General features: G+C 68.9%; 17 protein-coding genes. 10 read left to right on the top strand and 7 right to left on the bottom strand.

The features are described from left to right. Nucleotides 1-10: 10 nt before the first annotated feature. Nucleotides 11-1,519 (bottom strand): DEAD/DEAH box helicase, encoded by a 1,509-nt coding sequence (locus LMQ14_RS21370; protein ID WP_267731547.1) that lies wholly within the window; start codon nt 1,517-1,519, stop codon nt 11-13. Between the two features lie 253 nt (nt 1,520-1,772). Between LMQ14_RS21370 and LMQ14_RS21365 the strand changes: the two genes are divergently transcribed. After that, nucleotides 1,773-2,468, top strand: a complete 696-nt coding sequence (locus tag LMQ14_RS21365; protein ID WP_267731546.1) for a ferritin-like fold-containing protein — start codon at nt 1,773-1,775, stop codon at nt 2,466-2,468. A 3-nt stretch (nt 2,469-2,471) separates the two neighbouring features. On the opposite strand, the gene LMQ14_RS21360 is transcribed toward LMQ14_RS21365, so the two are convergent. Then, nucleotides 2,472-3,266 carry an MmpS family transport accessory protein gene (locus LMQ14_RS21360; RefSeq protein ID WP_267731545.1) on the bottom strand — a complete coding sequence of 265 codons (795 nt, stop codon included), beginning with the start codon at nt 3,264-3,266 and terminating at the stop codon, nt 2,472-2,474. Between the two features lie 176 nt (nt 3,267-3,442). Here LMQ14_RS21360 and LMQ14_RS21355 point away from each other — a divergent pair, with 176 nt between their 5' ends. Beyond that, on the top strand, nt 3,443-3,715 hold the full coding sequence (locus LMQ14_RS21355) for a DUF3107 domain-containing protein (RefSeq protein ID WP_267731544.1): 273 nt from the start codon (nt 3,443-3,445) through the stop codon (nt 3,713-3,715). Here the strand turns inward: LMQ14_RS21355 and LMQ14_RS21350 are convergent. Next, the gene (locus LMQ14_RS21350) at nt 3,702-4,388 is read right to left on the bottom strand and encodes a TetR/AcrR family transcriptional regulator (protein WP_267731543.1); all 687 of its coding nucleotides are present in this window, start codon (nt 4,386-4,388) and stop codon (nt 3,702-3,704) included. The two genes, LMQ14_RS21355 and LMQ14_RS21350, sit on opposite strands and share 14 nt — an antisense overlap. Nucleotides 4,389-4,576: 188 nt before the next feature. Here LMQ14_RS21350 and LMQ14_RS21345 point away from each other — a divergent pair, with 188 nt between their 5' ends. From LMQ14_RS21345 to LMQ14_RS21335, 3 genes are all read left to right on the top strand, one after another. After that, entirely contained in the window at nt 4,577-5,602 is a 1,026-nt protein-coding gene (locus LMQ14_RS21345) for a DUF3152 domain-containing protein (RefSeq protein WP_267731541.1), read from the top strand. 82 nt (nt 5,603-5,684) lie between these two features. Further along, complete coding sequence (moeZ, locus tag LMQ14_RS21340) at nt 5,685-6,878, top strand: adenylyltransferase/sulfurtransferase MoeZ (protein WP_267731540.1); 1,194 nt, start codon at nt 5,685-5,687, stop codon at nt 6,876-6,878. A 54-nt stretch (nt 6,879-6,932) separates the two neighbouring features. After that, on the top strand, nt 6,933-7,787 hold the full coding sequence (locus LMQ14_RS21335; RefSeq protein ID WP_267731539.1) for a TIGR02569 family protein: 855 nt from the start codon (nt 6,933-6,935) through the stop codon (nt 7,785-7,787). Here LMQ14_RS21335 and LMQ14_RS21330 read toward each other — a convergent pair. Both LMQ14_RS21330 and LMQ14_RS21325 read right to left on the bottom strand, forming a co-directional pair. Beyond that, nucleotides 7,784-8,089 carry an MGMT family protein gene (locus tag LMQ14_RS21330; RefSeq protein WP_267731538.1) on the bottom strand — a complete coding sequence of 102 codons (306 nt, stop codon included), beginning with the start codon at nt 8,087-8,089 and terminating at the stop codon, nt 7,784-7,786. The two genes, LMQ14_RS21335 and LMQ14_RS21330, sit on opposite strands and share 4 nt — an antisense overlap. Before the next feature lie 2 nt (nt 8,090-8,091). Next, nucleotides 8,092-8,877, bottom strand: a complete 786-nt coding sequence (locus tag LMQ14_RS21325; protein ID WP_267731537.1) for an alpha/beta fold hydrolase — start codon at nt 8,875-8,877, stop codon at nt 8,092-8,094. A gap of 80 nt (nt 8,878-8,957) precedes the next feature. Here LMQ14_RS21325 and LMQ14_RS21320 point away from each other — a divergent pair, with 80 nt between their 5' ends. The 4 genes from LMQ14_RS21320 to nudC all read left to right on the top strand — a co-directional run bounded on the left by LMQ14_RS21320 (nt 8,958) and on the right by nudC (nt 17,447). Further along, nucleotides 8,958-12,074, top strand: coding sequence for an ATP-dependent helicase (locus LMQ14_RS21320; RefSeq protein WP_267731536.1), 3,117 nt, complete (start codon nt 8,958-8,960; stop codon nt 12,072-12,074). Further along, nucleotides 12,071-15,364 (top strand): ATP-dependent helicase, encoded by a 3,294-nt coding sequence (locus tag LMQ14_RS21315; RefSeq protein WP_267731535.1) that lies wholly within the window; start codon nt 12,071-12,073, stop codon nt 15,362-15,364. The genes LMQ14_RS21320 and LMQ14_RS21315 overlap by 4 nt, the downstream gene beginning before the upstream one ends. A gap of 89 nt (nt 15,365-15,453) precedes the next feature. Then, nucleotides 15,454-16,524, top strand: a complete 1,071-nt coding sequence (locus LMQ14_RS21310) for a potassium channel family protein (protein ID WP_267731534.1) — start codon at nt 15,454-15,456, stop codon at nt 16,522-16,524. Beyond that, nucleotides 16,524-17,447: an NAD(+) diphosphatase gene (nudC, locus tag LMQ14_RS21305; protein ID WP_267731533.1), complete on the top strand. Its 924-nt coding sequence runs from the start codon at nt 16,524-16,526 to the stop codon at nt 17,445-17,447. Before LMQ14_RS21310 ends, nudC begins: the two co-directional genes overlap by 1 nt. A gap of 4 nt (nt 17,448-17,451) precedes the next feature. On the opposite strand, the gene LMQ14_RS21300 is transcribed toward nudC, so the two are convergent. Both LMQ14_RS21300 and mrx1 read right to left on the bottom strand, forming a co-directional pair. Next, nucleotides 17,452-18,114 carry a sensor domain-containing protein gene (locus LMQ14_RS21300; protein ID WP_267731532.1) on the bottom strand — a complete coding sequence of 221 codons (663 nt, stop codon included), beginning with the start codon at nt 18,112-18,114 and terminating at the stop codon, nt 17,452-17,454. Nucleotides 18,115-18,178: 64 nt separating this feature from the next. After that, entirely contained in the window at nt 18,179-18,433 is a 255-nt protein-coding gene (gene mrx1, locus LMQ14_RS21295; protein ID WP_267731531.1) for a mycoredoxin Mrx1, read from the bottom strand. 174 nt (nt 18,434-18,607) lie between these two features. Here mrx1 and LMQ14_RS21290 point away from each other — a divergent pair, with 174 nt between their 5' ends. Further along, complete coding sequence (locus LMQ14_RS21290) at nt 18,608-20,704, top strand: ATP-dependent DNA helicase UvrD2 (RefSeq protein WP_267731530.1); 2,097 nt, start codon at nt 18,608-18,610, stop codon at nt 20,702-20,704. The last annotated feature ends 118 nt before the right edge of the window (nt 20,705-20,822 follow it).

Genomic DNA, 20,822 nt, shown 5'->3' with positions numbered 1-20,822 from the left:
CTTCGTTGGCTCAGTTGGCGTGCGTGGTGGCTTCCGCCGGCTTGCGGCGACGACGGCGACGACGGTTGGTGCTGCCATTACTGCCATTGCCGGACGCCGAGTCCGACGGCGTCTCCGCGGCGGCTTCGCCGTCGCTACCGTTGCCAACCGGGTGGCCGTTCACGGGCTGGCCGGCACGGGTGCGGCGGCGCGGGTTGGCCGAGCGGGCTCGCGCCGGCTTCTCCGCCGGCGCGCCGCGTTCAGTGGTCTCCCGGCGCTTGACCGGTGACTTTCGCGCGGCGCCGACCGTGCCGGTGGCGTCGCTCGGAATGCCCAACTCGGCGTAGAGGTGCGGTGAGTTGGAGTAGGTCTCGACGGGATCGGGGTTGTTCAGGCCAAGGGCCTTGTCGATCATCGTCCAGCGGGGCAGTTCGTCCCAGTCGACCAGGGTGACCGCGATGCCGGTCTTGCCGGCGCGGCCGGTGCGGCCGATGCGGTGCACGTAGGCCTGCTCGTCCTCGGGGATCTGGTAGTTGATGACGTGGGTGATGTCGTCGATGTCGATACCGCGGGCGGCGACGTCGGTGGCCACCAGGACGTCAACCTCGCCGCTGCGGAACGCCTTGAGCGCCTTCTCGCGGGCGATCTGCCCGAGATCGCCGTGCACGGCGCCGACCTTGAAGCCCCGCTCGGCGAGCTCGTCGGCGACCTTCTGGGCGGTGCGCTTGGTGCGGGTGAAGATCATCGTCGCGCCGCGGCCCTCGGCCTGCAGCACGCGGCTGACCATTTCGACCTTGTCCAGCGCGTGGGCGCGGAAGGCGAACTGCTCGGTCGTGTCGTGCGTGGCCGAAGATTGCGGGGCCTCGGCGCGGATGTGCGTCGGCTGTGTCATGAAGGTCCGGGCCAACGTGATGATGGGGCCCGGCATCGTAGCCGAGAACAGCATCGCCTGGCGCTCGGCCGGGATCTGCCGCAGGATGCGCTCGATGTCCGGTAGGAAGCCCAGGTCCAGCATCTCGTCGGCCTCGTCCAGGACCAGCACCGATAGCCCGCCGAGCTGCAGGTGGCCCTGCTGGGCCAGGTCGAGGAGTCGGCCCGGGGTGCCCACCACGACGTCGGCGCCGGTTCGCAGCGCATCGATCTGCGGTTCGTAGGCCCGCCCGCCGTAGATGGACACCACGGAGAGTCGGCGGCCCTCTTCGGCGACCAGGTGTTTGGCGGCAGCGGCCAGGTCCTCGGTGACCTGGAGGCATAGTTCGCGGGTCGGAACCACGATCAGGGCGCGCGGGGTGCCGTTGAGCGCCCGCACGCCGACGCCGTTCGTGATCCGCTGCAGCAGCGGGACGCCGAAGGCGAGGGTCTTGCCCATCCCGGTGCGGGCCTGGCCGATGACGTCGTCGCCGGCCAGCGCCATCGGCAGGGTCAGTTTCTGGATAGCGAAGGCATGCTCGATGCCCTTTTCGGCGAGTGCCCGGACGATTTCGTCGCGGACGCCGAGCTCGGCGAAGGTTGGTTCAGTTGTGCTTGTCAATGCAGTCATGCGTGGGTGATGTACCTTTCGGTGACTTATTCGGTTTGGGTCGGTTCTCTATCGCGGTCACGCGCGCACGAGTTCCGACTCCGAATACGTCTCCGAGTCGCCAGGCCCTGCTGAGATTTGGGCGGGCCAGCGGTGCACGCACATTTCGCCGATGGCGGCGGTATGAAGAAATACAGCCACTATCTATCTGCATGATAGCTGGTCGTCAGCTCACACCCATCTTCTTCCAGGTCCGCCGACTACAGTGATGCCCATGACTTCGGCCTCCTCTGCCGACCAAGTAGACGATTCGCCTTCCGTAGGACTGACCGCGGATCATCCGGGCGTCAACGAGCTGTTCGCGGTGCTCGCCTACGGCGAGGTGGCCGCGTTTTACCGGCTGACCGACGAGGCGCGTATGGCGCCTGACCTGCGCGGACGTATCTCGATGGCGAGCATGGCGGCGGCCGAGATGCAGCATTACGAGCTGCTGCACCAAGCGCTGGAAAGCCGGGGCATCGACGTCGTTACGGCCATGTCGAGGTACGTGTCGGCGATCGAGAACTACCACCGGTTGACGATGCCCAGCACCTGGCTGGAAGCACTGGTGAAGACCTATGTCGGTGACGCGCTGGCCGCCGACCTCTACCTCGAGATCGCCGACGGGCTGCCCGACGAGGTCGCCGACGTCGTGCGCGCGGCGCTGTCGGAAACCGGGCACTCGCAGTTCGTCGTCGCCGAGGTTCGCGCCGCGGTGACCTCGAGCGGCAAACAGCGCAGCCGGTTGGCGCTGTGGGCCCGCCGGCTGTACGGCGAAGCGATCACCCAGGCCCAATACCTGCTGGCCGATCATGACGAGCTGGTCGACCTGGTGGTATCGGGCACCGGCGGTCTGGGTCAGCTCAGCGCGTTCTTTGAGCGCCTGCAGCAAACACACGCCCGGCGGATGCACGAGCTCGGCCTGAGCTGAGTCCTACTTGGTGCAGGTCGCCAGGTTCGAGTTGTTGGCCGACGCCACCTCGACCTGGCCCTGGGCATTCACGATCGCGCAGTTGACGTGGCCCACGATGCTGGTCGCGACGACGGACTGGGTCGTCACGCCCGGATTCAGCACGACCACCTTCGTCCAGGGCAGCGATACGTTGAACTCGGTCTGCGGGTAGCCACGGGCGTCGGTGTAGACGACGTTCACCAGGTCCAGGAGCGACTTCGTCCCGGTCACGCTGTAGTAGATGGTGCTCGGATTCAGTGTGGCCCTTGGTGATACGACCGCGGGAGGCGGCACGGCCAACGGCGGAGTTGTCAGCGCAGCGCTCGGCGGGGTCAGGGTGGTGACGGTTTCCGGCGGTAGCTGGGGGGCTTGCGAGGTGCTCGGTACCGGGCGCTGCGACGCGCTCGGCGGGCTGGTGGTCCGTGGTGCGGAGGTCACGGTCGTCGGAGCCGGTGGCCCGATGGTGGCCTTCGTCGATGCGCTGTCGCCGCTGTTGATGATCACCGCGGTCGCGATCGCGCCGATCGCCACCACCGCGCCGAGCACCGCGACCGCCGGACGCCAGCCATTCGAGGGCCAGAGCAGGGCGCCGTAGCCCTCGTCCGCGTACTCGTCGTCGTAGTCGTCGTCGGCGTACTCGTCATCGTCGTAGCCGTCGTACTCGGCTCCGTCGTCAGTCGCGTCTTCGGGGTAGTCGTGTGCAAGGCCACGAGCTAGGCCGGGGCGATCATCAAGCGTGTTTCTGATGATGCCGATGTTACTGACGTGAAAGTGCAAGAACGGCTGCCGAGCGCCACCTTGATCCAGCTGGGAGCCAATCGTTACCTGTCGTTAGAAAGCGTTTCGCTGACCGCGAACTCGCAGTGGTCCCCCTCTGCTCGGGGCGCACCGGCCGCGTCCACTAACCTGCTGCTGACACGCCTGCGACGGAATATCAAACGGAAGGGGCCATCGTGGAGGTCAAAGTCGGTATCACGGACAGTCCGCGCGAGCTGGTCTTCTCCAGTACGCAGACGCCTGCGGAGGTCGAGGAGGCCGTGAGCGCCGCGCTGCGTGAAGGCTCGGGTCTGCTGAGCCTCAGCGACGAGAAGGGCCGCCGCTTCCTGATCCACACGTCCAGCATCGCCTACGTCGAGATCGGTGTCGCCGACTCCCGTCGGGTCGGCTTCGGAATCGGTGCCGACGCCGGCGCGAAGGCCGGCGGGAAGGCCGCTAAGAGCGAGTAAGCGGCACGTGTGACAGCCCGCCCCACGCGAACGCAACGGTGCCGTCGACGGCGTCCGACTTCGAGATCGGGCGGTCGGAGTCCAGCCAATAGCGGGCGCAGTCGACGCTGATGCCGACCAGGCCCACCGCGATCATCCGGGCGCGGTGCGGATCCAGGCCGGAATCGGCGCTGATCAGCGCGAAAACCGCGTCGATGCACGATTCGGTGGCCGCCCGCACCTGCGTGGCGACCTCGGGCTCGGTGACGTAGTCGTTTTCGAAGATCAGCCGGTAGCCCTGGCTGTCGTGCTCGATGAAGTCGAAGAACGCCTGGATCGCCGCGCGCAACCGCTGCCGGTTATCGGTGGTGGTGCTCAGTGCGTTCTGCACGCCCGAGACCAGGTTCTCGACGTGTCGGTCGAGCACTGCCAGATACAGCTCCAGTTTGCTCGAGAAGTGTTGATACAGAACGGGTTTGCTGACGCCTGCCCGGTCGGCGATCTCGTCCATACCGGCCGCGTGGTAGCCGTGGTCGACGAAAACATCGCTGGCCACTATCAGCAGTTGGCCGCGACGCTCGTCGCGCGGCAACCGGTTGCCCCGTCGGTTCGAGGCCGCTATGCCGTCACTCGGCCGACCGCGCTCAGCCGACCTGACCGCACGCCGTGCCGCCGACTTGGCGAGATCGCTCACTTGTTCCTCATTTGAATTGTGGCGACTGGCCTTCGGATATCGACGGGCCAGCCGCGCGCCGCTCGTCGCACAGACATTACTACCCATGGTGTACCTGCGACCGGGATCGCCGGTGTCAGCGCAGGCCGAACCGGTGTCGTAGGGCGCGCCAGGGACACCCAAGGTCGCAGCTGTGCCATCCTGGGGCAATGACGTCCGAGCCGCCTGTGCACGGCACCGGTCGAGTGCCGGTGCTGCGTGACGAGTGGCGAGAACCGCTTCGCGCCCTGCGAGACCCGATGGCGCTGGGCACCGGCCGGGCCCGGGCCGATCGCGACCGTGGCCGCCAGTGGCGGAAACAAACGTGGCTGGGCCGATTCATCTCCACCTACGGCTGGCGTGCGTACGCGCTGCCCGTTCTGGTGGCGTTGACCGCGGTGGTCATCTACCAGACGGTGACCGGCGTCGGCGCGCCCAAACCGACGGCGAGCAAGCCCATCCAAGGGCCCCCGGCCATCGGCGCGGTGGGCACGGCCATCCTCGATGCTCCGCCGCGCGGGTTGGCCACCTTCGACGCCAATCTGCCGGCCGGGACGCTGCCGGACGGCGGTCCGTTCACCGAAGCCGGCGACAAGACCTGGAGTGTCGTGCCCGGCACCACGCCGCAGATCGGTCAGGGCACCGCCAAGGTGTTCCGGTACACCGTCGAGGTCGAAAACGGTCTGGACCCCGCGATGTTCGGCGGTGAGGACGCATTCGCCACGATGGTCGATCAGACGCTGGCCAACCCCAAGGGCTGGACGCACAATCCGCAGTTCGCGTTCGTCAGGATCGACAACGGGAAACCCGACTTCCGGATTTCGCTGGTGTCTCCGGTGACGGTGCGCGAGGGCTGCGGCTACGAATTCCGACTGGAGACTTCCTGCTACAACCCGGCATTTGGGCCGAGCCGGGAGGCGCGGGTGTTCATCAACGAGGCGCGCTGGGTGCGCGGCGCCGTGCCGTTCGAGGGAGACGTCGGCTCGTACCGGCAGTACGTCATCGACCACGAGGTCGGCCACGCCATCGGCTACGTGCGCCACGAACCGTGCGACAAGCAGGGCGGACTGGCGCCCGTGATGATGCAACAGACGTTCTCCACGTCCAACGACGACGCCGCGAAGTTCGACCCCGAGTACGTCAAGGCCGACGGCAAGACCTGCCGCTTCAACCCCTGGCCGTATCCGATCGCCTAGCTCCGAAAAGGGGAAGCGATGCCGGCGATCGAAGCGTTGACTAGTAGCAGTTGAGTCGTGAAGTCGACCGAGGAGATATTCGGTGTCCACATCGTTGCCGCCACTGGTCGAGCCCGCCGGTGAGTTGAGTCGGGACGAAGTGGCGCGTTACAGCCGCCATCTGATCATTCCGGACCTGGGCGTCGACGGGCAGAAGCGCCTGAAGAACGCCCGGGTGCTGGTGATCGGCGCCGGCGGACTTGGCGCACCCGCGCTGCTGTATCTGGCCGCGGCCGGCGTCGGGACGATCGGCATCATCGACTTCGACGTGGTCGACGAGTCCAACCTGCAGCGCCAGATCATCCATGGCGTCGCCGACATCGGGCGGCCCAAGGCGCACTCGGCGCGCGACTCGATCCACGCGATCAATCCGCTGGTCGAGGTGCGACTCCACGAGTTCCGGCTGGAGGCGAGCAACGCCGTCGACCTGTTCGGGCAGTACGACCTGATCATGGACGGCACCGACAACTTCGCCACCCGGTACCTGGTCAACGATGCCGCCGTGCTGGCCGGTAAGCCCTACATCTGGGGGTCGATCTACCGCTTCGAAGGCCAGGTTTCGGTGTTCTGGGAAGACGCCCCGGCCGATGAGGCCGGCAATGAGCGTGGTCTGAACTACCGCGATCTCTACCCGGAGCCGCCGCCGCCCGGAATGGTGCCGTCCTGCGCCGAAGGAGGCGTGCTGGGCATCATCTGCGCGTCGATCGCGTCGGTGATGGGCACCGAGGCGATCAAGCTGATCACCGGAATCGGGGAACCGCTGCTGGGCCGGCTGATGATCTACGACGCGCTGGAGATGAGCTATCGCACGATCAAGATCCGCAAGGACCCGGCCACGCCGCGGATCACCGAGCTGATCGACTACGAGGCATTCTGCGGCGCGGTTTCCGAAGACGTGGCGCAGGCGGCCACCGGGTCGACGATCACCCCCCGGGAGCTGCGAGCGTTGCTGGACTCGGGTAAGAAGCTGGCCCTGATCGACGTGCGTGAGCCGGTCGAGTGGGACATCAACCACATCGACGGCGCCCAGCTGATCCCGCAGTCGTCGATCAGCTCCGGGGAGGGTCTGGCAAAGCTGCCGCACGACCGCAAGGCCGTGCTGTATTGCAAGACGGGCGTGCGCTCGGCCGAGGCGCTGGCCGCGGTGAAGAAGGCCGGTTTTGCCGATGCCGTCCACTTGCAGGGCGGAATTGTGGCGTGGGCGCAGCAGATGCAGCCCGACATGGTGATGTATTAACCGCGATCAGCGCGTCGTGCGGGGCCGCATCGTCGCCCGGCTAGGCTAACCCCCGTGAGCGTCGAACCACCGCCGGAGCACGTGCTTTCGGCGTTTGGTTTGGCCGGCGTCAAGCCCATCGCCCTGGGCGCCAGCTGGGAAGGCGGCTGGCGATGCGGCGAAGTCGTCCTCTCCACCGTGGCGGATCATGCGCGCGCGGCGTGGTCTGCGCGAGTGCGGGAAACGCTGTTCGTCGACGGGGTGCGGCTGGCCCGGCCGGTCCGCTCGACCGACGGCCGCTACGTGGTCTCGGGATGGCGAGCGGACACGTTTGTCGCCGGCACGCCGGAGCCCCGCCACGACGAAGTCGTCTCGGCGGCGGTGCGGCTGCACGAGGCCACCGGCAAACTGGAGCGCCCCCGATTCCTGACCCAGGGACCGACCACGCCATGGTCGGACGTCGACGTGTTCATCGCCGCCGACCGCAGCGCATGGGAAGAGCGACCGCTGCAGTCGATTCCGCCGGGCGCGCGGACCGCTCCGCCCAGCGCCGACGCCGATCGCTCGGTCGAACTGATCAGCCAGCTCGCCACGCTGCGTAAGCCGACCAAGAGCCCCAACCAGCTGGTGCACGGGGATCTCTACGGGACGGTGCTTTTCGTCGGCACCGCCGCGCCGGGGATCACCGACATCACGCCGTACTGGCGGCCCGCGTCGTGGGCTGCCGGTGTGGTGGTCGTGGACGCGCTGTCCTGGGGTGAGGCCGACGACGGACTGATCGAACGCTGGAACGCCCTGCCGGAGTGGCCGCAGATGTTGTTGCGCGCGTTGATGTTCCGGCTTGCGGTGCATGCACTGCATCCGCGGTCGACCGCCGAGGCCTTCCCGGGCCTGGCCCGCACGGCGGCCCTGATCCGCCTGGTGCTCTAGTCCGGCGGAAACTCGTAGCGGACCTCGCCGAGCGCGACCCTGCCGTCGACGGAGAGAACTCCTTCGGCGCGCAGTAGTTCCAGTTGCCGCGTCGTCAGATGCCGGGCCGGGCGTCCGGATGCGGTGATCACCCGGTGCCAGGGCAGGTCGGAGGAATCGGTGCGCATGATCCACCCGACGATCCGCGGGCTGGAAAGCCCTGCGACAGCGGCGATGTCGCCGTAGGTACAGACGCGGCCGGAGGGGATGGCCGCGACGAGTGCCCGCACCCGCTCGACTTGCTCCTCGGTCACCGGTGCCACGGTCAGCCGGCCTGCAGCTGCTTGCGGATCAGCGCGGCGACCTCGGTCGGCATCGCGCCGGGCACCATGTGGTTGCACTCGTAGGTCAGCAACTCGAAATCGGATCCCAATCGTTCCTGCAGACTCGTGACGAGTTGCTCGGTGACGTAGGGCGGCGACGTCCACGCCGCGCGCACCAACGTCGTCGGCGTTCCCGCGGGCGGAAGCACGGTGGGACGGGCCAATTCGCTCCAGTAGGACATCATCGCCGGCATGCTGACCCGCCAGCCGTACCTTCCACTGGGCAGCCGGATCAGATGCTCGTCGAGTTCGGCGTCGAGCACGCCCGCATCGACGTCCGACCAAGAGCCGGTTGCCTTTTCCATGCGGGCTTCCGCGGGATCCGGGTAGTCGGGCGAGGAAAACATCGCCTCGGCAATCTGGCTCGTCCAGCCGCCGTCCAAGCCGACCGCGGGGTCGAGCAGCAGCAGCGCCGCCACCAAGTCCGGCCGGGTCGCGGCCAGGTTCATCGCCAGGCCTCCGCCGAACGAGTGCCCGACGACTAGCACCGGGGCCTGCGCCACCTCGTCGAGCAGCGCGGCCAGCGCCGCGACGTTGGCGTCGATGGTCCACGGCGCGGCCCACGACGACCTGCCGTGGCCGAGCAGATCAGGAGCGGCGATGGCGATTTCGGGCAGATAGTCGCCCAACTGTTGCCACCGCTGGCCGTGACCGGTCAGTCCGTGCAGGGCGAGCATCTGCACCGGGCCCGACGGACCGCAGCGGTGCACATGGAGGTCGGTGGTCACGCGTCGATGATGCCAGGCCCGGGGGACGTCGCCGGTCGTAGCCGGACCAACTTGTCAGACCCTCGTGATGTCATGCCGGTATGTCGTTGACCTGGGGTGCCGAGGCGAGCGCCGTGCAAGCTCCCGGTGCCCGCGGCCTGATCCGCATCCTGGGCGGCCCGGGCACCGGGAAGAGCAGCCTGCTGGTCGATGCCGCGGTCGCTCAGGTCGACGCCGGTGTCGATCCGGAATCGGTTCTGCTGCTTACCGGTTCGGGCCGGATCGGGATGCGGCAGCGCAGCGCGATGACGATGGCATTGCTGCGCGCCACCGGCGCGGGCCGGTCGGCGATCCGCGAGCCGGTGGTGCGCAGCGTGCACAGCTACGCCTACGCGGTGTTGCGGCGGGCTGCCGAGCGGGCCGGGGACGCACCGCCGCGGCTGGTCACCAGCGCCGAACAGGACGCGATCATCCGCGAGCTGCTGGCCGGTGACCTCGAGGACGCCGGCACCTCCGGATGGCCGGCGCAGCTGTGGCCCGCCCTGAGCACCGCGGGATTCGCCACCGAACTACGAAACCTGTTGGCGCGCTGCGCGGAACGCGGTGTGGACCCGCAGGAGTTGCAGCGCCTGGGTCGTCGGTGCCGGCGACCGGACTGGACCGCGGCGGGCCGCTTCGCGCAGCAGTACGAGCAGGTGATGTTGCTGCGCGCGGCGGTCGGGACCGCGGCACCGCAGGCGACGACGCCGGCGCTGGGTGCCGCCGAACTCGTGGGCGCCGCCCTGGAGGCGTTCGCGGTAGACGCCGAACTGCTGGCCGCCGAGCGCGCCCGCATCCGGGTCTTGTTGATCGACGACGCCCAGCAACTCGACCCGCAGGCGGCCCGCCTGGTCCGGGTGCTGGCGGCCGGAAGGGAACTGGCGCTTGTCGCCGGCGACCCCAACCAGGCGGTGTTCGGCTTCCGCGGCGGCGAGCCGGCCGGACTCCTTGACGGCGAGACCCCGTCGGTGACGTTGACGGAGTCGCATCGGTGCGCGCCGGCGGTGGCGCGCGCCGTCAGCGGCATCGCGCGACGCCTGCCCGGCAGCAGCGGCGGCCGCCAGATCGACGGCACCGGCGCCGAGGAGGGATCGGTCAGCGTGCGGCTGGCGGCCTCGGCACACGCCGAGGCCGCGCTGATCGCCGACGCGCTGCGGCGTGCGCACCTCGTCGACAGCGTGCCGTGGTCGCAGATGGCGGTGATCGTGCGGTCGGTGCCGCGCGCCGGGGCCCGGTTGCCGCGAGCGCTGGCGGCCGCCGGGGTGCCGGTGGCCGCAGCCGCGGTGAGCGGGTCGTTGACCGAGGAGCCCGCGGTGCGGGCGATGCTCACGGTGCTGGCCGCGACCGCCGAGGGCCTCGACGGCGACCAGGCGCTGGCACTGCTGACCGGGCCTATCGGTCGCGTCGACCCGGTCTCGCTGCGGCAGCTGCGCCGCACCCTGATGCGCGGCAAACCCGCCGATGTGGCAGGGAATTTCGGCGACCTGGTGGTGGCCGCGCTGGGCGCCGGGGCGCCGGCTTCCGGGTCTCGGCCGCTGCAGCGGGTACGTGCGGTCCTCGACGCGGCCGCGCGCTGCCACCGCGACGGTCAAGACCCGCGCTACACGCTTTGGGCGGCGTGGCATCGGTCCGGTCTGCAGCGCCGCTGGTTGGCGGCCAGCGAGCGGGGCGGCTACGCCGGAGCCCAGGCCACCAGGGACCTCGAGGCGGTGACCGGTTTGTTCGACGTCACCGACCAATACGTGTCCCGCACCCCCGGGGCGTCACTGCGCGGTCTACTCGAGCACGTCGCGGCGCTGCAGCTGCCGGGCGTCAAGACCGAGCCCGCGTCGACGGCCGAGCAGGTCCAGCTGCTCAGCGCACACGCCGCGCTGGGGCACGAATGGGACGTGGTGGTCATCGCCGGCCTGCAGGATGGGTTGTGGCCCAACACTGTTCCGCGCGGCGGAGTGCTGGCCACGCAGCGACTGCTCGACGTGATGGACGGCGTCTCCGCCGACGCCTCGGTGCGGGCGCCGCTGCTGGCCGAGGAACGCAGACTGCTGGTGGCCGCGATGGGCCGCGCCCGGCGCCGACTGCTGGTGACCGCCGTTGACAGCGATGGTGGCGGGGCGGACGGGGAAGCAGCGCTGCCCTCGCCGTTCTTCTTCGAGGTCGCGCAGTGGGCCGATCCAGACGCCAATATCCCGGTAGCACAGCCGGTTTCGGCACCGCGCGTGCTCTCGATCGCGGCGCTGGTCGGCCGGTTGCGCGGTGTCGTCTGCGCGCCGGGCGGTGCGGTTGACGATGCCGCTCGTCATTGCGCGGCAACGCAATTGGCTCGGTTGGCCGCCGCCGATGTGCCCGGCGCCGACCCGTCCGGCTGGCACGGTCTGACCGCGGTCAGCACCAGCGATCCACTGAGCGACGGCCACGATCCGGTCACGTTGACGCCATCGACGTTGCAGACCCTCAACGACTGTCCGCTGCGCTGGCTGGCCGAGCGGCACGGCGGAACCAACCCGCGAGAGCTGCGGTCCATGATCGGCTCGGTGCTGCACGCGCTGATCGCCGACCCGGGCAAAACCGAAGCCCAACTGCTGGCCGAGCTGGAACGAGCCTGGGAGCACCTGCCTTTCGACGCCCGGTGGCATTCGGCCAACGAACTGACCCGGCACCGAGCCATGCTCGAGGCGTTCGTCGAGTGGCGAGCGCAGACCCGGGGCGAGCTGAGGGAAGTCGGCGTCGAGGTGGACGTCGACGGAGTCCTAGGCACGCCGCGTGCGGGTGGTGGTGAAATCCGGCTGCGCGGCCGGGTCGACCGGCTGGAACGCGATGGGGCCGGCCGGCTGGTGATCGTCGACGTCAAGACCGGCAAGACGCCGGTCAGCAAGGACGATGCCCAGCAGCACGCTCAGCTGGCGATGTACCAGCTGGCGGTGGCCGAAGGCCTGGTTCCCGAAGGCGACGAGCCCGGCGGCGCGCGGCTGGTCTACATCGGCAAGAGCGGGGCGGCGGGCGCCACCGTGCGAGAGCAGGATCCACTGACGCCGGCCGCCCGCGACGAATGGCGCGACCTCGTCACGCGCGCGGCCGACGCGACCGCCGGTCCGCAATTCGTCGCCCGGCGCAATGATGGTTGCTCGCACTGCCCGATCCGTCCGTCCTGCCCGGCCCACGTCGAAGGGTCGGCGCTATGACCCCGCGCTACAGCCCGGACGAATTAGCTTGTGCATTAGGGCTTTTCCCGCCGACCGCGGAGCAATCCGCCGTCATCGCCGCGCCACCGGGTCCGCTCGTCGTGATCGCGGGGGCGGGCGCGGGCAAGACGGAGACGATGGCCGCGCGAGTGGTGTGGCTGATCGCCAACGGGTACGCCGAGCCCGGTCAGGTGCTGGGATTGACGTTCACCCGCAAGGCCGCCGGACAGCTGCTGCGCAGGGTCCGCTCCCGGCTGGCCCGGCTGGCCGGTATCGGCTTCCCCGCCGCCCTCGAACCGCTGGGCGCCACGGCGGTCGGCACCTATCACGCGTTCGCCGGCTCGCTGCTGCGTGACTACGGGCTGCTGTTGCCGATCGAACCCGAAACCCGGCTGCTCAGCGAGACCGAGCTGTGGCAGCTGGCCTTCGACGTGGTCAACGGCTACGGCGGGCAGCTGAACACCGAAAAGACGCCGGCGGCGGTCACCTCGATGGTGTTGCGACTGTGGGGCCAGCTGACCGAGCATCTGGTCGACACCGGCCAGCTGCGCGACACCCACCTGGAGTTGGAGCGGTTGGTCCACGCCCTGCCCGCCGGCCCCTACCAACGTGACCGCGGACCGAGCCAATGGCTACTGCGGCTGCTGGCCGCTCAGACCGAGCGCACCGAGCTGGTACCGCTGCTCGACGCGTTGCAGGAGCGGATGCGCACCGCGAAGGTCATGGACTTCGGCGTGCAAATGGCCTCGGCGGCAAGGCTTGCCGCGAATTTCCCGCAAGTCGGAGAGGACTTGCGCAACCGCTACCGGGTGGTCCTGCTCGATGAGTACCAGGACACCGGCCATGCCCAGCGCGTCGCGTTGTCGGCCCTGTTCGGCGGCGGCATCGACGACGGGTTGGCGCTCACGGCCGTCGGCGATCCGATTCAGTCGATCTACGGCTGGCGCGGCGCTTCGGCAACCAATCTGCCCCGGTTCACCACCGACTTCCCGCAATCCGACGGCACTCCCGCGCCGGTGCTGGAGCTGCGGACCAGTTGGCGCAACCCGCCCAGCACCCTGCACATCGCCAACGCCATTTCGGCCGAAGCGCGACGCCGATCCGTGGCCGTGCACGCCTTGCGGTCGCGCCCGGACGCCCCGCCCGGCACCGTTCGCGCCGCGCTGCTGCCTGACGCGCAGGCCGAACGTGAGTGGATTGCCGACCACCTGCACGAGCACTACCGGCGGGCGCACGCCGACGGCGTCAGCCCGCCGACCGCCGCGGTGCTGGTGCGCCGCAACGCCGACGCCGCACCGGTCGCCGATGCGCTTCGCGCGCGCGGGATCCCGGTCGAGGTCGTCGGGCTGGCCGGTCTGTTGTCGATCCCGGAGGTGGCCGAACTGGTCGCCATGCTGCGCCTGGTCGCCGACCCCACGGCCGGTGCGGCGGCGATGCGGGTGCTGACCGGGCCACGCTGGCGACTCGGTGGCCGGGATATCGCCGCGCTCTGGCAGCGCGCGGCGTTCCTTGGCGCGGGACGCCCCGCCGACTCGGCCTCGGCCCAGTCGATCGCGATGGCGGCCGGTCCCGACACCGACACCGCATGCCTGGCCGACGCGATCGGTGATCCCGGCCCGGCCGCCGCGTATTCGGTTGCGGGGCATCGACGCATCACCGCGCTGGCCGCCGAGCTGAGCACCCTGCGTGGTCATCTGGGTCATTCGCTGCCCGACCTGGTCGCCGAGGTGCGGCGCGTGCTGGGCGTCGACTGCGAAGTCCGCGCCGCCGCGGGCCATGGCGGCTGGGCCGGCGCCGAACACCTCGACGCGTTCGCCGACGTGGTTGCCGGATACGCCGAACGAACCAGCGCGGCCGACGGGTCCGCCGCGGCGTCGGTCCTGGGACTACTGGCCTACCTGGACGCCGCCGAGGTCGTCGAAAACGGCTTGGCGCTGGCGCCGTTGACGGTTGCGCGGGATCGAGTCCAGGTGCTCACCGTGCACTCCGCGAAAGGGTTGGAGTGGGAAGTCGTCGCGGTTGCCCACCTGTCCGGCGGAACATTCCCGTCGACCGCGTCGCGCAGCAGCTGGCTCACCGACGCCGCCGAGCTGCCGCCGCTGCTGCGCGGGGATCGCGCTTCGGCGGGCGCACTGGGCATCCCGGTGCTGGACCTTTCGGACGTCACCAATCGAAAGCAGCTGTCGGACAAGATCTCCGATCATCGCCGTCAGCTCGAACAGCGGCGCGTCGACGAAGAGCGCCGTCTGTTGTATGTCGGGATCACCCGGGCCGAGGACACGCTGCTTGTCTCCGGTCATCAGTGGGGCTCGACCGGGATCAAACCGCGTGGGCCGTCGGACTTCCTGTGCGAACTCAAAGACGTCATCGACCGATCGGCCGCGGCCGGTGACCCCTGCGGGGTGGTGGAGCAGTGGGCTCCCGCGCCCGCCGACGGCGAACGGAACCCATTGCGCAACAGTGTCATCGAAGCGGTGTGGCCCGCCGATCCGCTGGCCGGGCGCCGTCCCGACGTCGAACGCGGGGCGGCGCTGGTGGCCGCGGCGATGGCGGCGCCGACCGAAGACTGTGCCGACGTCGACGGCTGGGCCGCCGATGTCGACGCGTTACTGGCCGAACGCGCTCGCGCCGAACGACGGGTTGCCCGCGCGCTGCCCAGCCAGTTGTCGGTCAGCGGCCTGGTGGACCTGGCCCGCGATCCCGAGGGTGCGGTGCAGCGGTTGGTGCATCGCCTGCCGACCCGTCCCGATCCACATGCATTGCTGGGCAATGCCTTTCACTCCTGGGTGCAACAGTTCTACGGAACCGAATGGCTGTTCGACCTCGGCGACCTGCCGGGTGCGGCGGACTCCGATCTCGGCGGCGCCGAAGAATTGGCCGCGCTGCAGGCGGCCTTCACCCGATCGCAGTGGGCCGCGCGCACCCCCATTGCCGTCGAGGTTCCGTTCGAGATGCCGATCGGCGACACCGTGGTGCGCGGGCGCATCGACGCGGTCTTCGCCGAACCTGACGGCGGCGTCACGGTGGTGGACTGGAAGACGGGCGAACCTCCGCGCGGGCCCGAGGCGATGCGTCAGGCCGCGGTCCAGCTGGCCGTCTACCGGTTGGCGTGGGCGGCGCTGTCCGGATGCCCGGAGTCCTCGGTGCGGACCGCGTTCCACTACGTGCGCAGGGGCGTCACCGTGGTCCCCGACGAGCTGCCCGATCTGACCGAGCTGGCCGGGCTGGCGCCGGCCGGCGGCCGGTACCTCCAGACCGACTCCGCGGGCGGGCGCGATGTCGCCGTCTGAGGCGATCAAGTGTCTGCCGACCGGCGATCGTGGTTACATTTGAGTCGTGCGTGTGGCGTGCGGTGTTGTCCGGCCAACGATGGACCGCTGTGCCCAAGGGTAGATTGCGACGGCTGAGAGGTCTCGACGAGAGACTGACCACTCAGCCCGGTCACCTGCTGGTCGGCGTGCTGCGCATCCCCGAAGACCCGGGCAGTCCCGCCCGCGTCATCACCCGACGGCTGGTCATCGCGCTGCTCGTCTTGCTCGGTGCCGCCCTCGTCGTTTACCTGGACCGCAATGGCTACCGCGACGTGCGCGGCGATCGGTTGACATTCCTGGACTGCCTCTATTTCTCGGCGGTTTCGCTGTCGACGACCGGCTACGGCGACATCACGCCGGTTACCGAAGCCGCGCGCCTGGTCAACACCGTCGTCTTCACTCCGCTGCGGATCGCGTTCCTGGTTGTGCTGGTCGGAACCACGCTCGAGGTGCTCTCGGAGCGATCCCGGCAGGGGTGGAAAATTCAGCGTTGGAGGAACAGAGTGCGTAACCACACCATCGTGATCGGGTACGGCACCAAGGGCAAACGTGCCGTCGCCGCGCGGGTCAGTGACGAGGCCGCCCAAGGCGAGATTGTGGTCGTCGACACGGATCGCGGCGCCCTCGAGCACGCCACCACCGCCGGTCTGGTCACCGTGCACGGCGACGGCACCAAGTCCGACGTGCTGCGGCTGGCCGGGGCGCAGCACGCGTCGTCGATCATTGTTGCCACCAACCGTGACGACACCGCCGTGCTGGTGACCTTGACCGCGCGAGAGATCGCGCCCAAGGCCAAAATCGTGGCCGCGATCCGGGAGGCCGAGAATTCGCACCTGCTGCAGCAATCGGGCGCGGACTCGGTGGTGGTGTCCTCGGAGACCGCGGGCCGGCTGCTCGGTCTCGCCACCACCACGCCCAGCGTCGTGGAGATGATCGAAGACCTATTGACCCCGGACGCCGGGCTGGCCATCGCCGAACGCGAAGTGGAGGCGAGCGAGGTCGGCGGATCGCCGCGGCACCTGCGCGACATCGTGCTCGGCGTCGTGCGGGACGGGCATCTGCTTCGCATCGGCGCACCCGAAGTGGACGCGATCGAGGCCACCGACCGGCTGCTCTACATCAAAAACGCGGGGCACTAGTGGACTTCCAGCTGAGCAGCGTCCCGTTGCTCTCGCGCGTCGGCGCCGACCGGGCCGACCAACTGCGCACCGACGTCGACGCGGCCACCGTCGGATGGGCGGATGCGGCGCTGCTGCGCGTTGACTCGCGCAACCAGGTGCTGGTCGCCAACGGCCGGGTGGTACTTCGTTCGGCGGCCGAACTGGGCGAAAAGCCGCCGCACGACGCGGTATTCCTCGGCCGCATCGAGAACGGCCAACACGTCTGGGCCATCCGCGGGGCGCTGCAAGCACCGGAGGATCCGGACGTCCAAACCGAAGTGGTGAACCTGCGCAGTCTCGGCCCGATCTTCGACGACACCAGCAGCCAACTGGTGTCGTCGGCCGTAGCGCTGCTGAATTGGCATGACAGGGCACGATTCAGCGCGGTGGACGGCTCCCCGACGAAACCGGCCCGGGCGGGCTGGTCACGAGTCAACCCGGTCACCGGGCACGAGGAGTTCCCGCGCATCGACCCGGCGGTCATCTGTCTGGTGCACGACGGCGGTGACCGCGCGGTGCTGGCCCGCCAGGCGGTGTGGCCCGAGCGAATGTTCTCCCTGCTGGCCGGATTCGTCGAAGCCGGCGAGTCGTTCGAGGTCTGCGTGGTCCGGGAGATCCGTGAGGAAATCGGCCTGAACGTGCGCGATGTTCGTTACCTGGGCAGCCAGCCGTGGCCCTTTCCGCGTTCGCTGATGGTCGGTTTCCACGCGCTCGGCAACCCCGACGAGGAGTTCTCGTTCAACGACGGTGAGATCGCCGAGGCCGCGTGGTTCACTCGCGACGAAGTGCGCGCGGCGCTTGCGGTCGGTGACTGGAGCAGTTCGTCGCAGTCGAAACTGCTTCTGCCCGGTTCGATTTCGATCGCACGGGTCATCATCGAATCTTGGGCTGAGATCGACTGAGCCGCTAACCGATGCGATCGGTGATGATTTGCAGGACGGAATTCGCGATCGGATCCGCGGTTTCAAGACCCACCACGCCGACCGACACCAGATAAGCCGACTTGGTGCGGTACAGATGGGTCCACTGGTGGGCGCTGAGCTTCAGCGTCGACGGATCCGGTCGGTCGAGGGTGAAGCTGTAGTTGGGATCGTGCAGATCCATACACGCTTGCAGCGACGATTCCAGCTGATGGAACGCGCCCTGTGCCGCATCGGAGTTCGGATAGCGCCCCGCCGCCTGGGTGACTCCATTGATCATGGCCCGGCCCATCGGCTGGATGTCGTCGGTGACACCGTGATACCCCGCGGCACGAAACTCCGTCCAGTTGTTGCCGAAGGTGAGGTCGTTGTGTCCCACCACCCGACACGGCCCCGGAGCGTTGGCGTCCGACGGCGCCGGCTTGTTCAGGTCCGCCTCGGCGCGGTCGAGGTCGCCCGCTTTGGCGATGCGCCGGACGTCGTCGAGGCCGACGATCATGTCGTCGACGTGTGTGACGGTGGTGTGCGACTTGGCCGGAGTGCTCGAATGCGAGCAAGCCGACATCAGCACCACCGCGCAGCACAGGATTGTGGCCGACCAGAATTTGCGAAGCGGGCTGTCTTGTCGCGAACGCAAATTCGACGCCATAGTCCGATGGTAGGGCGCTGCCTACGCGATGCTCCGGCCGAGAGTGCGAGTTCAGGCCGAGCGCTTAACCGGCGACCTGAGCCAGCTTCGCTTTCACCTCGGCCGCACTCGGGTTGGTCAGCGTCGATCCGTCGGCGAACTTCACCGTCGGCACCGTCCGGTTGCCGCCGTTGACCGAACCGACGAATTCCGCGGCCGCCGCGTCGTGTTCGATGTCGACCGTCTCGTAGGGGATTCCGTTGGACTTGAGCACGGTCATGAGGCGATGGCAATAGCCACACCATGACGTCGTGTAAACGGTAATCGGAGCGTTGCTCATAACCCGATAACGTAGCCCGGCGACGATGCGTTCCGCGCAGCGGGCGCTGAGGAGACGGGCAATTCGGACGAGCCCGGCGACGATGCGTTCCGCGCTCGGGGCACCGCAGACGGCGGGGCGCTCCGGCGTGGCGAAACACCCGGTTTGTCGGCGACCGCTGCCAAGATGGACGTCATGCCGATGGTCGCCGATCCACTGACCGCCGGACTGGACGACGAGCAGCGTGAGGCCGTGCTGGCACCGCGCGGACCGGTTTGTGTGCTGGCGGGTGCCGGAACAGGCAAGACCCGCACCATCACGCACCGCATCGCCCAGCTGGTGGCGAGCGGTCACGTCGCCGCCGGACAGGTGCTGGCGGTCACGTTCACCCAGCGTGCGGCCGGCGAGATGCGCTCCCGATTGCGGACCCTGGACGCCGCGGCGCAGAACGGATCGGGCGTCGGCGCCGTGCAAGCGCTGACCTTTCACTCGGCCGCACACCGGCAGTTGCGGTATTTCTGGCCGCGGGTGGTCGGTGACACCGGCTGGCAACTGCTGGACACCAAGTTCGCCGTCGTGGCCCGGGCGGCCAGCCGGGTCAGGCTCAATGTCAGCACCGACGACGTGCGCGACGTGGCCGGCGAGATCGAATGGGCCAAGGCCTCGCTGATCGGCCCCGAGGCGTACCCGAGCGAGGTCGCCGCCGCCGGGCGTGACATCCCGCTGGACGCCAAAAAGGTCGCCGACGTCTACACCGCCTATGAGGCCCTCAAGGTTCGCGACGAAACGGTGACGCTGCTCGACTTCGACGACCTGCTGCTGCACACCGCCGCCGCGATCGAGAACGATGCCGCGGTCGCCGAGGAGTTCCGTGACCGCTACCGCTGCTTCGTCGTCGACGAATACCAGGACGTCACGCCCCTGCAGCAGCGGGTGCTGTCGGCGTGGCTGGGCGATCGAGACGACCTGACGGTCGTCGGCGACGCCAACCAGACCATCTACTCGTTCACCGGCGCCTCGCCCCGCTTCCTGCTCGACTTCTCGCGGCAGTTTCCGGACGCCACCGTGGTGCGCCTGGAGCGCGACTACCGCTCCACCCCGCAGGTCGTCTCGCTGGCCAACCAGATGATCGCCGCGGCCCGCGGCCGGGTCGCCGGCAGCAAGCTGCAGCTATCCGGCCAGCGTGCGCCGGGTCCGGTCCCGACGTTTCAGGAGCATCCCGACGAAACCGTGGAGGCGGCCGCGGTCGCGAAGGCGATCGCCGGGCTGATCGAATCCGGCACCGCGGCATCTGAAATCGCGGTGCTCTACCGCGTCAACGCGCAGTCCGAGATCTACGAGGAAGCATTGACCGAGGCCGGCGTCGCCTACCAGGTTCGCGGCGGCGAGGGCTTCTTCAACCGCCAGGAGATCAAGCAGGCGATGGTGGCGCTGCGACGCGCCGCCGAGCGCGGTGCCGAGGGTCCCGTGCCCGAGGTGGTCCGCGCGGTGCTGGAACCGCTGGGGCTGACAGCCGAGGAACCCGTCGGCACCCGGGCCCGGGAGCGCTGGGAGGCGCTGGCCGCGTTAGCCGAGCTGGTGGAGGGGGAGGTGGCGCAGCGCCCGCAGCTGGACCTGCCGGGCCTGGTGGCCGAGCTGCTGATTCGGGCCGATTCGCGGCATCCACCGGTGGTGCAGGGCGTCACCCTGGCGTCGTTGCATGCCGCCAAGGGGCTGGAATGGGATGCGGTGTTCCTGGTCGGATTGGCCGACGGCACCCTACCCATTTCGCACGCGTTGTCCCACGGCGCCGAGAGCGAGCCGGTCGAGGAAGAGCGTCGCCTGCTCTACGTCGGAATCACCAGGGCCCGAGTGCATTTGGCGCTGTCCTGGGCGCTGTCGCGCAACCCGGGCGGGCGGCAGACCCGCAAGCCGTCTCGGTTTCTCAACGGTATTGCGCCGCAGACGCGTGCCGACCCGGCGCCGGGCAAATCCCGGCGCAAGCAAGGCGCGTCACGCTGCCGTATCTGCAACAACAACCTGACCACGCCGGCGGCCGTCATGCTGCGCCGCTGCGAAACGTGCGCCGCGGACATCGACGAGGCGTTGTTGCTGCGGCTCAAGGAGTGGCGGTTGGACGTCGCCAAGGAGCAGAAGGTGCCCGCGTATGTCGTCTTCACCGACAACACTCTGATCGCGATTGCCGAATTATTACCCGGCGACGAAGCGGCCCTGATCGCGATCCCGGGTATCGGCGCGCGCAAACTCGAGCAGTACGGACCCGACGTGCTGGAAATGGTCCGCGGTCGCTGACGACAAACGCGCAGGTCAGAAAATCGGTTGTCAGTTCCGTCGGTTACCATTTACTCTCGGAAACGCAATCTGCTGCCGGCTGCCGCCGGCATGCGCACAGGTGAGAGGAGGTGGCCAC

It is taken from the genome of Mycobacterium sp. Aquia_213, from assembly GCF_026625985.1.
In the GTDB taxonomy this organism is placed as follows: Bacteria; Actinomycetota; Actinomycetes; order Mycobacteriales; family Mycobacteriaceae; genus Mycobacterium.
Note: the sequence above shows the minus strand (reverse complement) of the source record. Positions and strands in the feature narration are given on the sequence as shown.